The organism is Sphingomonas hengshuiensis (assembly GCF_000935025.1).
GTDB classification, from domain to species: domain Bacteria; phylum Pseudomonadota; class Alphaproteobacteria; order Sphingomonadales; family Sphingomonadaceae; genus Sphingomonas; species Sphingomonas hengshuiensis.
The window spans coordinates 285,840-300,827 of the sequence record NZ_CP010836.1; the positions used below are offsets into that span (position 1 = coordinate 285,840).

Consider the following 14,988-nt stretch of genomic DNA (forward strand, 5'->3'; position numbering starts at 1 on the left):
CCGAAACCGGGCGACTTGGTGGCCAATCAGCGCCGCACTTTTCCGTCCGGAGCCACCTTCAAGGTTCGTCCCGTCTCCGCAGACGCATAAATCGCTTCGATCAATCGAAGGTCCCGCAGCCCCATCTCTCCGGCTGTCCTTATCTGCGTGCCGTCGCGGATGGCGTCTGCAAGGTGATCGAGCTGGCGCGCGAACTGAACCTCGGGATCGCCTGGGGTGAACGCGCGACCATTCGGCCCTTCGATCCGCATTTTCTGTCCGGCATAGCTGGTCGCCGGATCCATGATCAGCGTGCCATCGGTGCCGCGGACAAGCGAGATGTTGCCCCCCGCCGAATCATAGGAGGTGACCAGCTGCGCAACCGCGCCCGACGGAAATCGCAGCTGTGCAGAAACATGCGCGAAAATCTCGGCAAAGCGTGGATCGCCATTGGGCCGGAAGGTGGTGGCACTGATGCTCTCGGGCATCTCGCCGGTCAGATACAGGGCCGATTGCAGGCCATAGAGTCCATAATCCTCCAGCGGGCCGCCGCCCGCCAGCGCGCGATTGACGCGCCAGTTCTGGGCCGGACTGGTCGGCCCCATTCGATAGGCCTGCTCGGTCCGCACGAGCCGGATATCGCCAACCGCCTTTTGTTGCATGAGCTTCATGGCTTCGAGGTTGTACGGCTCGAAATGCGATCGATAGGCGATCATCAGCTTGCGGTTGGCGCGCCGCGCCGCGGCAATCATCCGCTCACAGTCTTTGCTCGAAATCGCCATCGGCTTTTCGCACAGTACATGCTTGCCCGCAGCGAAAGCGCGGATGGCCCATTCGGCATGCAGGCCCGTCGGCAGGACGATGTAGACGGCGTCGACGCGGTCGTCTGCGGCGATCTTTGCGAACGTGTCATAGGAATAGCGGGCGTCTTCCGGGACACCATAGGCATCGCCGACGCGGCGGAGCTTGTCGGGGTTGCCCGAGACCAGCGCGGCAATGTGCGCGCGCTTGGCCTGGCTGAAGCGCGGCATCATCTGGTTGAGGGCATAGCCGCCGAGACCGACGATCGCGTATCCAATGCTGTCCGCACCACCGCGTCGCGGCGGCTCAGCCGGGAGCTTCGCATCCCGTGGCAAAGGCTGGCCCTTCACCTGCGCGCCATCCTTTGTCTGGGCAAAGGAGGCGACCGAACTCGCCGTTGCTGCGAGCGAGGCGGCGGCCACTCCACCGACTTCGATGAACCCTCGCCGCGAAATGCTTTCACCGATCATCAGCGCTCTCCGGTTGTACGTTCCAGCTTCCGTCAAGGGATAGTGGGGTATTGCAGTTGTTGACAGTCAGGCTGCGCTAGAATCGACGAGGATTACAACCCCCTGCAACTCGCCATTGCGCTACCCGACAGGGGTTCCTGAACCCGCCCTGCGTTCGTAAATCTATGGCGTGTGGAAACGATAGCCGGGGACCGTTTGTTCCGAACCTGATCAGGTCGACATTGTCGCTCGGAATGGGAATATAACGCCATTCGCCACTCTGCCCGGGCTTGACGCTGCCAGGCCGCTCCACCGGCTGCAAGGCGCCTAAGACCGCCTTCGTTTCAGGTTCGACGAGCGGCGGACGTCACAATACTAAGTGCGAGAATCCCGGCAATTAGCCTCATAGTCGCTCTCCCATGGTCGCGACGGGTATGCCGGCCGCCCAGGCGTTCAGGCAAGCCGCTTCGCCACCTTGTGCAACGGATGCGTTGTCTATCAAGCTCGGGCGCCTCCGCTGAAATACTTCGTGCTTTCGCTGTCCCGCCATGCGCATCGTGCGTCTAAGGGGAGGCGGCGTTAGGCCGACAGGAGCGATTGGGCGACGTGCAGCAGGAAAGGGTCAGTGAGCAGACGCATCTGCACCGCCGCTGGCGGCCGGCGCTGATGGCGTTTTTCCTGCGCCGCGTCCGCGACCATAATGAAGCCGAGGATCTGACGCAGGAAGTGTTCCTGCGGCTGCTCAATGTCGGTGCGCACGCCCAATCGCCCGATGCATATGTCTTTCAGGTCGCCGCCAATCTCGTCACCGATCGCGCCCGCCGGGTGCGGGTTCGTGCCGAGTATCGCGAGGCGGCGTCGCGGCAGGACGATCGCCATGTCGAGCCGATCGACCCGCACCGCATCCTCGCCGCACGCGCGCAACTCGCCGCGATGACCAGGGCGCTCGAAAGCCTTCCCGAACGGACCCGTACGATTTTCACGCTCTACCGCATCGAAAATATGAGCCAGCAGATGATCGGACTTGGATGCGATCGGGCCATCGTCACGATGACCGACACAAACGCCAAGGTGACGCGGTTCGCGCAGCAGCAGAAGGTCGCGCTCCTGACCGCGGCCTTCCTCCGTCACTGGGCGGGCGGCGACGATGTGCTCAAGGATCGGCTCAGTCTGGAAGAACTGATTGCCAGCATCCAATCGTACGCGTGGCAGAAGCAGGACGGCGACTGGATCAAACAAATAGCGGTTGCGAAGTCCGCCGTTGTCTGTCTCGCGCCCTACCCAGCCTTCAACAAGGCGATCAGTTCATTTCGTTTCTTTGCCGAGCGGGCCGCCACACGCCCACAACACCGGGAGCAAGCTCTCCGCGGCGCGTTCCTGTCGGCCGCGCTCGCCTGCATGGCGCTCGACGCGGCACTTGAGAAGCTGGCCTTCGAGGAGCACTCCACCCTCGACGTCTGCCGCCGTCGCCAATCCGGTCGCGAAGGCGGCGGCAGCGGATGGGCCTGAGGATGAAAACGAATCGGGCAAGCCCGAGGCTGGCGAGGACCAGAAAGGCCAAGACGCAAGCCCCAAGTTGCTCTAGCTGAAAGTTCCCCGGGCGTTTCCCTGGGCCGGGCTGTGGCCGGGAAAGAGGAAGCCAATTCATTGAAAAGATGGTGCACCCGACAGGATTCGAACCTGTGGCCTCTGCCTTCGGAGCGCGCTCGGATAGCCTTACCGAACCTTCGCCAGTCTGTCCAATCGCACGATAACATATTGTAAATAAGAATTTATTTGATCATGATTTTCCGCTGCAGTACGATGCGCAACGCCAGCATTTCCGATTTTCTGGTGAGAATGTGGTGAGAATCCCGGGAGAGTTCGGGCGAGGCTGAGACCCCCGATCGACCGTCAGTGCCGCCCATTTTCGACCGCAGCTGGCGCAAGCGCGGAGGATATTTGGTGGTCAAGCTTACCAAGACCGTCGTCGAGGCGGCGCGGCCCGGCGACAAGCAGTATATTGTCTGGTGCAGCGACCTGAAGGGGTTCGGCGTCTGCGTGTTGCCGAGCGGCACCCTCACCTATGTTGTCGACTACCGCACTGCCGAGGACATCAGGCGCCGGATGACGATCGGCCGCCACGGCAAGATCACGGCCGAGGAGGCGCGCAAGATCGCGATCGCGACGCTGGGCGAGGCGGTGAAGGGCGGCGACCCCGCCGGCGAGCGGGCTACCCGGCGCGAGGCGATGACCATGTCGGAGTTGTGCACCCAGTATATCGCGGCAATGGAGAAGGGGCTTATCCTAGGCAAAAGCGGGCGGCCGAAGAAGGCGAGCACGATCTACACCGACAAGGGCCGTATCAACGGGCACATCGTGCCCCTGCTCGGAACACGTCGCGTGATCGATCTCAAGGCAGCCGACATCAAGCGCTTCCTCAAGGACGTCGCGGCGGGCAAGACCGCCAAGACCAAGCGGACCGCCAAGCACCGCGGCAAGTCGATCGTGCGCGGCGGCAACGGCACCGCGGCCCGGACTACCGGGCTACTAGGCGGCATCCTGACCTACGCGTTCGACGAAGGGATCATCGAGCGCAGCCCCGCCATTGGGGTGAAGAAGCCCACGGGCAAGAAGAAGAAGCGGCGGCTGTCTCCCGAAGAGTTCGCGGTGCTTGGTGCTGCGTTGCGACAGGCGGAAGCCGAAGGCGAATGCCAGCAGTTGATCGACGCGGTCTGGATCACGCTGTTCAGCGGTTGCCGGCGCGGCGAGGTCATCAATCTCAAATGGTCCGAGATCGATGTGCCTGGGAGCGCACTCCGGCTCGAAGACAGCAAGGAGGGCGAGTCGGTCCGACCCGCCGGAGCCCGGCTGCTCGAACGGCTCGCCCGGATCGAGCGGGTCGAGGATTGCGAGAAGGTGCTTGTTCCTGGCAGGGGCGGCGAGGTGTTCGGCGGGCTGCCTAATGGCTGGCTTCGGCTCCGCAAGCGTGCTGGATTCACCGATGTTACGCTGCATACGCTGTGGCACAGTTTCGCGTCGGTTGCGGCGGACCTCGGATATTCGGAGCCGACGATCGGATCGATGCTGGGGCACAGTTCCAGTACGATTACCGGCCGCTACATCCACCAGCTGGACGCAGTGCTGATCGCGGCAGCGGACCGGGTCGCGAATGCGGTGTTCGAAATGATGTGCGCGCCAGCGAAAATCGCGGCGGCGACAGATATCCAGGAGATGTAGGCACCGATTATCCCCACTATTCGCGAAGGTCGATGCGTTCCATTACTCGCCCTATGGACCACATGGTTCCGATCCTGACGAACGGGTATGCGAGGTGATCCGCGCCGTGCGGCTGGGCCGCACGGCGCGCTCCCTCACTCTGTTTTGCGACGCCGAGAGGTGGGGGACTTGGTGACCGTCTGGGACTTGGAGTGGCGGCCTTTGCTGCCGAGGCCAATCTTCTTCACCATCGCGCGGCGCTGCTCGGAATAGGCTTCGGCTACCATCGGATAATCGGATTTGAGGTTGTAGCGTTCGCGATATTGCTCCGGCGTCAGGCCGTGCCCTGCAGGATGACGGCGCAGCGTCTTGTAGGGTTTGCCGTCGATCATCGAAACGATATGGTCTCGCGATGCGAGCGAATTGCGAGCCGATATGGCAGGAGCGAACGCCTGCGCCGCAGCGGCATGTTCGGCGTCCGGATTGCTGTAAACGACTGGTGTTTCAGCGAGCGTAATGATCGTTGCGTGCATACTGCGAAGAAAAGAGATGGCTCGGTTCATTTGAACAGCTCGGCGCGATTGCTAAGTGGAGCGTCTGCCGGTTTCATGCCGCTGCGAGAAGCGGCCGGTCGAAATAAACCTGATCGGGTGTCCTGCGGTCAAGCGACGAGTGCGGGCGCAGGGAAGAGCCGTGGGCCGCAAGCGAATCTCGCCCAGGTGACGCTATCGTCGCCGGGGCAGGTCGCGCCGGACGTCGGACAGGGTGGCGTAGCGCGGGGAGCGATAGGCGGCGCGGATCAGCGCGGGTGGATTGATCGCGGGGTCCTTGATGTACTTCGTGTGCCAGGTCATGAAATAGCACCAGTCTGCACCGCTGGCGCGCATCTGTTCGGGATCGGGAATCGGGCCGTTTTCGTGCAGCGCGATCGGAATGTCCGGGCCGGTGATGGCCACGACGCGATCGTACAGCGATTTCAACGGGCCGTGATCGTCGACATAGGCATCGGCACCGGCAATGTCATAGAAGGCGCGTCCGGGATCATAGGCCTTGTCGGGCTCATGCGAATAGCCCAGCACCCAGATGAGATTGTCCAGCCCGCGCGTGACAGTGAAGTGCCGGTACATGCACTGCCACAATTGCCGGAACACCGCCGGACCGTGCTGTCCCCACCAGAACCAAGTGCCGGTGAACTCGTGGAAAGGGCGCCACAGGATCGGCACGCCGCGTCGCTGCAGCACCGCCAGTTTGTCCGCAATGGCGTCCATGTCGCGCAGCATCACGCGGTGTTGCGGAGTCCCCGGAACCAGCGCGGCGACGGCGTCGAACGGCTTCTTGGCGTTCTCATATCCCGGCCCGATGTCCGGAGCGCCCCAGTGCCAGCATAGCGTGGCGATCCCCCCTTCTTCGAGATACCAGCGCGACGCGCGATCGTTGACATGGTCGTTGTCCGCCGGATCGATGTAATCCAGTCCCAGCAGCGCGGGCAGCTTCCCGCTGCATTTGCGGATATAGTCCAGTTCGGACCTGGGGCCGCCGTCCCAGGTCGATTCCATCTGTCCCGTCAGCGTCTGGCGACCGCGAAGCCCGGCGATGTAGCGATACAACGCACGGGCGCCCGGCGATGCCGCGGGATTGGAAAGTGCAGGGGTGGGGGTCGCGCGGGCGGTGGATGCCGCCAGCGGCATACAGCTCATACCTGCCAAAGCCTGCCGCCGGCTGCATTTCCACGCATGCCCATTTCGCATCCCGCCTCCCGTCTCGCGTTGTCGGCGGAACCAACGCCCGCCGGATCTGTGCCAGAATTTCATAAAGACAAATAACTTTACTAATTGACAGTTGCAATCGGGACATTTTATATCGGCACGATAACGACCGTGGGCTGTCCGGCAGGCAGACCGACGGGTCGATCGAGAGGAATGTGATGAAACGGGCCATTCGACCGTCGTTCTCGGTTATGATCTTTGCAGTCATGGTATTTGGCGCGGTTTCGCCTGCGGCGGCGCAGAGCCGTGCCCCGATCCGCGTGTATGACGATGCACTTGCACTGGGTTGGAATAACTGGAGCTTTGCGGTCGATGCCGCGCTCGACGCCGGCCATGTCCATGATGGAAAGGCGGCGATCGCGGTCACGGCGAAGCCCTGGGGGTGCCTGGCTATCAACGCCGGGAGCCCACTGGACGTGGCGGGCCTTACCACGCTGTCCTTCTGGATCGATGGCGGCGCGCAGGGCGGCCAGACGCTCAGCGTCATTCTGAACGGCGAGAAAGGAGTCGCCAGCGCGGTCAACCTTCCGCCGCTGGTCAAGGGGTGGAACCATATTGCGGTGCCGCTGGCGGATGCCGGGCTGGCATCCGGCATGCTCACGGCGATCTGGGTCCGCAATTCCAGCGGCAGCCCCGCCGAAACCTATTTTATCGACGACATCGAACTGCGCTGACGGGCGATGCATACCGGGCATTTCCTTGCCGCGCTGACAACGTTGTGCGTCGGTTCTCCGTCGCTTGCCCACGCGCAGGCGGCGGTAACCGAGCTGCGCTTCGGCGCGATGTTCGCCAGCCATGGCGTCATCCAGCGCGATACGGCGCTGGAGATATGGGGCGACGCGGCGCCGCGTGCGCGGCTGACGGTAACGCTCGCGGGTCGGCAGGTTGCCGGGCGCGCCGATGAGGCCGGCCATTGGCGGGTGGCGTTGCCGCCGCTTGCGGCGGGCGGTCCCTATGCCCTGTCGGTTGCCGATGATGCGGGCCATGTCGTCGCGCTCGACGATGTGATGATCGGCGATGTGTGGCTGTGCGGCGGGCAGTCCAACATGGAAATGCGGCTGGGCGCGGCCACCAATGCTTGGAACGAAATCCGCTCCTCGGCAAATCCGGCACTCCGTTTCGCGACCATCGAGAAGGCGCTGGCGCCCACCCCGCGCGTGCGCTTCACCGCGCCGGTCGCGTGGAAAGTCGTCGGGCCGAACAGCGCGGGTGAAGCGTCGGCGGTGTGCTATCAGATGGCGAAGGCGCTCCAGGCAGCGACGAAGGTACCGATCGGCTTCGTCAACGCCAGCTGGGGCGGAACGGCGGCGGAAGGCTGGATCGCTGCGCCTGACCTGCGCGCGCTGAAGCGTTTCGACGCGGGGCTGGACCTGCTCGACCGCTATGCGCGGACGCCGGAAGATCCGGCGGTGAAGGCCACCGTCAATGCGCCCTGGACCGCATCAGATTACAGCCTGTCGGTGCTCTACAACGGCATGATCGCGCCGCTCGCGGGATATCGGTTCAAGGGCGTGGCCTGGTATCAGGGTGAATCGAACTGGCGGGCGCCGCGCCAATATGCCGAACTGCTTCCGGCGCTGATCGCCAACTGGCGTCGCACGCTGGGCGATACCCGGCTGCCGTTCCTGGTTGTTCAGCTTCCTGGCTTCGGCGCGCTCGCCGCCCAGCCCGGCGACAGCGCCTGGCCGATCCTGCGCGATATGCAGCGTCGGGTGGTTGACGCGACGGCGAACACGGCGCTGGTCGTGACGCTGGATGTCGGCGACCGGTTCGACATCCATCCCTCGCAAAAGGCCGTGGTCGGCGAACGGCTGGCCCAGGCCGCGCGGCGGCTGGCCTATGGCCAGGCGGTGGTCGCGCACCCCTATCCGCGCGGGGTGCGTCGGGTGGGAAGCGATCTGGTGATCGATTTTGCAGAAACCGACGGTCCTCTCAAGACGATCGGCGGCGATCATGCGCTCGGGTTCGAGGCCTGCTCCGCCGCCAGCGACTGTCATTGGGCAGAAGCGCGGGTGGCGGGCGCTGCGGTCGTGCTGACCGGTGCCAACCGGGCCGAGGTGGCGAAGGTTCGCTACGCCTGGGCCGATGCGCCCGTCGTCAATCTTTTCGGCGGATCGAACCTGCCGCCGGGCACTTTCGAACTGCCGGTTCCGTAGCACCGGATTGAGCAGGCGATCGGTGAGAGGGGCCGATCGCCAAAACCATGAACTTGATAATTTGGGGGGATTATATGCGTATCAGGATCAAGACGCTGCTGGCCGTGACGTCTGCGAGCATCGCGCTGCTGCCGGGACTCGCGCAGGCGCAACAGGCCGCATCCGCGGATGATGCCGACGCCGAGATCGTCGTCACGGGCCAGCGCGCGGCACAAAAGACCGCGATCGAGACCAAGAAGAAATCCGACGTCATTATGGATTCGGTGTCGGCGGATGAAGCGGGCAAGCTGCCCGACAACAGCGTCACCGAAGTGTTGCAGCGTGTTGTCGGCGTGAACATCACGCGCATCCAGACCGGCGGCTCCAGCGAGAATTATCTCGGCGAGGGCACCGGGCTGACGGTGCGCGGGCTCGACAAGATCGTCAGCCAGCTCAACGGGCGCGACAGCTTCAGCGCCGCCAGCGGTCGCAACCTGGCGTGGGAGGATATTCCCCCCGAGCTGGCGCAGGGCGTCGATGTGAACAAGAGCGCGTCGGCCGACCTGCCCGAAGGCGGCTTCGGCGGCACCGTGAACCTGCGCACGCGCCAGCCGTTCGATTTCAAGGGGCGCACGATCAATGCGTCGATCGACGCCAACTATGCCGACTATGCGCAAAAGGCGCATCCCGGCGGCAACATCCTGCTGTCCGATCGCTGGACGACGCCGATCGGCGAGTTCGGGCTGCTGATCAACGCCGCCTATTCGGATCTGGCGACCAAGGCCGACGGGGTGCAGGTCTCGCCCTATTTCCCGCAGGTCTACAACCCGAGCTTCACCTCGACCAACGAGACGCGGCTGCCCTATCTGGGCGATGCCGGTTCGACCGAGGTCTATGTCCCGGGCGGGGTCAATTTCAACCAGAACGAATATGATCGCAAACGGCTGGGGCTGTACGCGGCGGCGCAATATCGGCCGAACGACCGGCTGACCTTTTTCCTCACGGGCTTCCGTTCGGAATATCGCCTGAAGTCGGTACTCCATTCGATGTACGCCGATACCTCGGGCGTCACCGTCCTGTCCCCCAATTCGACGAACACGTTCGATGAGAATGGGGGGCTGACGTCCACTACGGGCCTGTCGAGCTTCCTGTATATCGCGCCTTCGGGATCGGGTTCTGCCGTCGGGCTGGGGACGGCGAGCGGCTGGGCGTATCAGCCGATGCCGTATGTTTTCCAGACCAGCCAGTCGGTGCAGAAGAACGTCACCAGCGATATTTCATTCGGCGCAGATTGGGACCCCAGCGATCGGTTGAAGTTCAAGTTCGCCTATCAATATGTCGACTCGACATCGACCTCCTCGGACAAGGCGGCCTATGCCTATGCCTATCTGCCCGGATACGGCCTGACGCTGGGTTCCTATGGATCGTCGGCGCTGCCCCAGGTCACGCTGTCGTCGCAGACGCCGGACCTGACCAATGCCGCCAATTACGGCTGGCTGGCGACCATGGACCATCTTCGCGACGATCGCGGGCATGAGCATGCGGGCTATATCGATGGCAGCTACATCCTGGGCGACGGGCTGTTCCGCTCCATCAAGTTCGGCGCCAAGGTCACGTTCCGCAGGGAGCGGGACAACGAAACGCTGTGGAACTACAAGGCGCTGACCCCGCCCTTCGGCGTCGGCATCAATTCGGACGGCCAGTATCAGGCGCTTTCGTCGTTCAGCCCGCCGGCGTTCAGCTATCTGTCGACGTCCAATTCCGCCTGGTCGGAGCTGTTCAACCTGGGCAGCCTGTTCCACGGCCAGACCAGCCTGCCGTCGAGCGCCTATTTCCCCTCGCTCGCCCTGCTGAACACCGATTTCGGGACCGTCCATTCGGCAATCGGCGCCCCCGGCGACACGACCGAAACCGTGACCTACCAGCCCGGCAGCCTGAGCACGCAGCGCGAAGATACCCAGGCGGTCTATGCGCTGACGAATTTCCGGAGCGAAGCCAACGGCTTCATGCCGTTCCGCGGCAATATCGGCGTCCGCCTGGTGCATTATGACTATTACTCGTCGGGATCGGTGATTTCGCTGGGCTTCCCCACGCCGGTCTCGCTGATGCCGGTGACCGGCTATGTCGCGCCGGGTGCCGAGGGCTCGATCGTGAACAATGGCCAGTATCAGGGCAACACCGTGCAGTTCACGTCGGCGGATACCGCCATTCCGAACGCCGGCGGGCGTTCGGGGTTCATGGCACTGCCGTCACTCAACATCCTGCTCGAGCCGATGGCCGAAGTGCAGGTCCGCCTGGCCGCATCGAAGGGCATGTCGCGCCCGACCTTTGCCCAGCTGAATCCGCGCGGGTCGCTCTACGGCACCTATGCGGGCACCTATGTCAGCCATTTCAGCGGCAACCAGGGCAATCCCAACCTGAAGCCCGAGACGGCCGAACAGTTCGACGCCTCGTTCGAATGGTATCCGGGCTCCGGCGGGCTCGTCCACCTGGCGGCATTCTACAAGCGGATTCACAACTATATTTCGACCCAGGCGGTAACGGTGCCCTATACGCTGGAAACCTATGTTTCGGGCGGCGTCGCGGGCACGGTGAACGGTCAGGGCAATGCCGGTTGCGCGTCGGTAGTCTATGGCGCCTATTGCCCGCAGACCGTCAACGCGGTGATGATCCAGCCGTTCAACGAAACCGAAGTCGCGACGATCAAGGGGCTGGAATTCGGCCTTCAGAAATATGCGACGTTCCTGCCCGGGCCGTTCGACGGGCTGGGGGTGAACTTTAACTATACCTATATCGACAGCCACCAGCCCGGCGCGCTCGCCTATGACATCAAGGGCAACCGGATAAACGGCCTGCCGCTGACCGGCCTGTCCAAGAACACGCTGAACCTGGCGATGCTGTACGACAAGGGGCCGTTGTCGCTGCGCGTCGCGTATAACTGGCGCGACAGCTTCCTGGTCTCGACCGCGGCGTATCAGACGTCGGGATCGTATAACTACATCAACGACCTGGCGCCGGTGAACGGCCAGACCGCCGGGCAGCAGGGCACAGTCATAACCTATGCCCTGCCGGTGTTCCAGTATCCCAGCGGCACGCTCGACGTGAACTTCAGCTACAAGATTAGCGATAACGTGACCTGGGTGGTCCAGGGCGCCAACCTGACCCAGCCGACCGTCCGGCTGTACATGGGGACGGGCACCGGGCGGTATAACCGGAGTTGGTACACGTCCGACCGGCGCTACACCACGTCGATCCGCATCACGCTTTGAACACATAGGGGCCGGGACCGCGCAGCGCGTTCCGGCCCCGAACGGCACGCGCGTTGCTCCGCGCCCGTTCGAACCATAGCAATCAGGGGAGGGGTTACCCATGAATCCGTCAGCTTCGAAGAATAGCTTCCGTCGCCCGTCGAGCGCATTGGCGCTCGTCCTGGCCGCCGCCGCAGCCTGTGCAGGGGCAGGTTCCGCCCAGGCCCAAACCACGCTGGACGAGAGCAACAGCCCGGTCCAGATCGATGGCGGCGCGACGTCGATCACCGTCACCAGCGGCACCAACGCCGTGGTCCTGCCCAATTATGCTTCGCCTGGCGTTGAACAGGGCTGGATCACGATACCGGACAATGGGCTGGTCCTCGATTATGCCAATTCCATACTGTCCTCGCCCGCATCGTCGTCGCCCTTCGGCGGCGCTTCGACCGGCGCCCAGATCAATGTAGAAAGCGGCGCGACGCTGACCTTCGCCGGGGTCCCGACGCTGGGCTATGGCCAGTGGGTCGCGTTCAACAACCTGATCCGCGCGTCGGGGGACGTGGTGATCGAGAATACCGGCGGCAACTCGATCAACCTGGCAGGGGCCAACAGCTTTCTCGGCAACCTGACGTTGGAGGCGGGCGCCCAGCTCAACACCGGCCAGACCTGGGGGGCGCCGGTGCAGCTCACATTCGGCGCGAATTCCAACGTCACCCTGGGCGCTGGTGCGCAGTGGTTCATCAACCAGGGCACCAACACCGCCACGATCGGCGGGCGCTTGTCGGCGGCGGATTCGACAGCGACCGTCAATCTGAGTTCCGGCACGCTGGTGGTGAACGGCCAGAACACCACGGCCAGCCCGTTTCGGGGCACGCTGACGATCGGTGCCGGCGCAACCTTCGTCGTCGGCGATTCCACGCATTCGAGCGCGATTTTCGGCGATCCGAATTACGTCGACGGGTCCGGCCTGACCATCAATGTCGTGCGCAACAGCACGGGCACGCCCGCCACGCTCCAGGGCTATGGCACGATCTATGCCGCCGTGAACAATGCATCGGGCATCGTTCAGCCGGGCGGGACGGCAGGAACGCTCGGCACGCTCACGGTGGGCAGCTATACGCAAGGCGCCACCGGCATCCTGAATGTTGAGGTATCGCCGACGGGTGCGTCTCAGCTGAAGGTGCTCGGCGCCGCCTCGCTGTCGGGTACGCTGAACATCACGGTCGATGCCGGCGAGTATGGCAACGCGGTCTATACGGTCCTGTCCGCCCAGTCGATTTCGGGTGAATTCTCCAACATCGTGACCAGTGGCAACACGAGCGGGGCGATCGTCGGGCTCCAGGTGACGTCGACCAGCTATTCGCTGGTGACCGAATCGACCGAGAGCACGCAGATCATATCGCATCTGTCCGCCGCCAATCGCGATCATATCAAGCTGTTCACCGGCGCGCTGTACGACACGATCGCCACGACATCGGAAAGCTATGGCGCGCCGCGGCAGGACTATGGCCGTGGCGTCAGCCTGTGGATGGCGCCCATCGGGCAGCGTTCCAACGTGCGATCGGGCAATACGGGCTATCGGGCCGATGCCTATGGCGGGATCGGCGGGTTTGAACTGGCGCTGCCGCACAAGGGCAAGCTGGGCATCGCGGCGTCCTATACCAGCGGGTCGATCGACACGCGCAGCGGGACCGCGCAGGCCAGTGTCGATACGCTCGATCTGGCGGTCTATGGCGGCCTGGAATTCCAGAATGCGCGGATCGACGGTATCGCCTTCTACAACCGCTATGACGCCACGGCCGATCGCCAGCTGGAGGGCTATGGCACGATCTCGAGCAGCCCCAAGGGCATTTCCTATGGCGGCTCGCTTCAGCTCAGCCGCGGCATTTTCGACAATGCCGTCGTGCCGTTCCTGCGCGGGACCTATTCGTTCCACAAGCAGAAGGGGGTCGTTGAGGCCGGGGGCGATGCGCTGTCGCTGGCGTTCGACGAGATCCGGCTGCATTCGTTCGTGGCGAACGCAGGGCTGAAGATCCATCCGGTCGCGCCGATCGGCAAGGTGAAGCTGCGCCCCGAAATCACGCTGGCGGTGGAGCATGATTTCTCCAACCCCGGCGAATATGTCACGGGCAGCTTCGCGACGATCACCGGCTCGCCCTTTTCCTATTACTGGTCGGGCAACACGCAGACGGCGGGTGTCGGGTCGATTGATCTGACCGCGCTTCTTTCCCCCCGGCTGGCGGTATTCGGACGGGTGGATGGTCGTTTCACCAGCCGGCAGGACTCAGAAGCTGCATCGCTAGGCCTGCGTTTGCGCTTCTAGAGCCGGCACCGCCACGGTGCCGAGGATGGCCCGGCGCGCCGCCGACACGGCGCGTCGGGCCTCGTCTTTGCCCGGTGGCCGACACGTATACGCCCGGCGCCAAAGGGGTGCGGGACTCCGCTGGAGACGATTGCATTGATACGGATTGGCGTGGATTTCGGAGGCACGAAGATCGAGGCCGCCGCATTGAACCCGGACGGCGGGTTTCTGTCGCGGGTGCGGGTGCCCAATCCGGGGTCGTATGACGCGGCGCTTGCGGCGATCCGGGGGCTGGTCGATCGTGTCGAGCAGGAAGCGGGCGGGCGCGGGACCGTGGGCGTCGGCGCCCCTGGATCGGTTTCACCGCGCACCGGCGTGGTCCGCAACGCGAATTCGGTGTGGCTGAACGGGCGGCCTTTCCGCGAGGATCTGGAAAATACCCTCGATCGTCCGGTACGGCTGGCCAACGACGCCAACTGCATGGTGCTGTCCGAAGCGACCGACGGCGCGGCCATGGGATGCCATACCAGTTTCGGCGTGATCGTCGGCACCGGTTGTGGCGGCGGGCTGGTGGTCGATGGCCGGCTGGTGGAAGGGGCGAGCGGCATCGCCGGCGAATGGGGCCATATCTCGCTGCCCTGGCCAAAGCCCGACGAGGTGCCGGGACCGGCGTGCTGGTGCGGCCAGAGCGGCTGTATCGAGAAATGGGTTTCTGGCACGGGCTTTGAACGCGATTTCCAGGCGCATACCGGGCGCAATGAGCGGGGCGCGGCGATCGTTGCCGCCGCGCGTGCGGGCGATGCCGATGCCGTCGCCGCGCTGGATCGGCTGATCGACCGGCTTGGCAGGGCGCTGGCCCTGTTGTGCAACGTCCTCGACCCCGACATCTTCGTGTTCGGCGGTGGGCTGTCGAACCTGCCCGAATTGTACGAGCGCCTGCCTGTAGTCATTCAGGCCTATGTCTTTTCGGACAATTGGTCGGGGCGGCTGGCGCCCGCCACCTGGGGCGATTCGTCGGGCGTGCGCGGCGCGGCGCGTCTCTGGCCGCTGCACCAGCATATCGAGAACGGGCCGATGGGGGTGTTTTCCTGATCGCAGATCGCGTGGCGG

Annotated in this window: 9 protein-coding genes and 1 pseudogene; 7 read left to right on the forward strand and 3 right to left on the reverse strand. The window is 63.9% G+C overall.

Annotated features, from left to right (window positions below):
- Nucleotides 1-26: 26 nt before the first annotated feature.
- A complete protein-coding gene (locus TS85_RS01340; protein WP_052507669.1) occupies nt 27-1,250 on the reverse strand; it encodes a Gfo/Idh/MocA family protein in 1,224 nt (407 codons plus the stop codon).
- Between the two features lie 585 nt (nt 1,251-1,835).
- Between TS85_RS01340 and TS85_RS23895 the strand changes: the two genes are divergently transcribed.
- The gene (locus TS85_RS23895) at nt 1,836-2,738 is read left to right on the forward strand and encodes an RNA polymerase sigma factor (RefSeq protein WP_227698767.1); all 903 of its coding nucleotides are present in this window, start codon (nt 1,836-1,838) and stop codon (nt 2,736-2,738) included.
- 435 nt (nt 2,739-3,173) lie between these two features.
- Nucleotides 3,174-4,448, forward strand: a complete 1,275-nt coding sequence (locus TS85_RS01350) for a tyrosine-type recombinase/integrase (RefSeq protein ID WP_044335646.1) — start codon at nt 3,174-3,176, stop codon at nt 4,446-4,448.
- A gap of 134 nt (nt 4,449-4,582) precedes the next feature.
- Here the strand turns inward: TS85_RS01350 and TS85_RS24435 are convergent.
- Both TS85_RS24435 and TS85_RS01360 read right to left on the reverse strand, forming a co-directional pair.
- Nucleotides 4,583-4,996 (reverse strand): annotated as a pseudogene (locus TS85_RS24435) (MucR family transcriptional regulator); the annotation flags it as partial.
- Between the two features lie 156 nt (nt 4,997-5,152).
- Complete coding sequence (locus TS85_RS01360) at nt 5,153-6,124, reverse strand: glycosyl hydrolase (protein WP_227698625.1); 972 nt, start codon at nt 6,122-6,124, stop codon at nt 5,153-5,155.
- Between the two features lie 227 nt (nt 6,125-6,351).
- Here TS85_RS01360 and TS85_RS01365 point away from each other — a divergent pair, with 227 nt between their 5' ends.
- From TS85_RS01365 to TS85_RS01385, 5 genes are all read left to right on the forward strand, one after another.
- Nucleotides 6,352-6,867, forward strand: coding sequence for a hypothetical protein (locus TS85_RS01365; RefSeq protein WP_155006262.1), 516 nt, complete (start codon nt 6,352-6,354; stop codon nt 6,865-6,867).
- 6 nt (nt 6,868-6,873) lie between these two features.
- On the forward strand, nt 6,874-8,349 hold the full coding sequence (locus TS85_RS01370) for a sialate O-acetylesterase (RefSeq protein WP_044329990.1): 1,476 nt from the start codon (nt 6,874-6,876) through the stop codon (nt 8,347-8,349).
- Between the two features lie 74 nt (nt 8,350-8,423).
- Nucleotides 8,424-11,597 carry a TonB-dependent receptor gene (locus TS85_RS01375; protein WP_044329994.1) on the forward strand — a complete coding sequence of 1,058 codons (3,174 nt, stop codon included), beginning with the start codon at nt 8,424-8,426 and terminating at the stop codon, nt 11,595-11,597.
- Nucleotides 11,598-11,697: 100 nt separating this feature from the next.
- The gene (locus TS85_RS01380; protein WP_077228387.1) at nt 11,698-13,899 is read left to right on the forward strand and encodes an autotransporter family protein; all 2,202 of its coding nucleotides are present in this window, start codon (nt 11,698-11,700) and stop codon (nt 13,897-13,899) included.
- Between the two features lie 150 nt (nt 13,900-14,049).
- A complete protein-coding gene (locus TS85_RS01385) occupies nt 14,050-14,970 on the forward strand; it encodes an ROK family protein (protein ID WP_227698626.1) in 921 nt (306 codons plus the stop codon).
- Nucleotides 14,971-14,988: the final 18 nt, after the last annotated feature.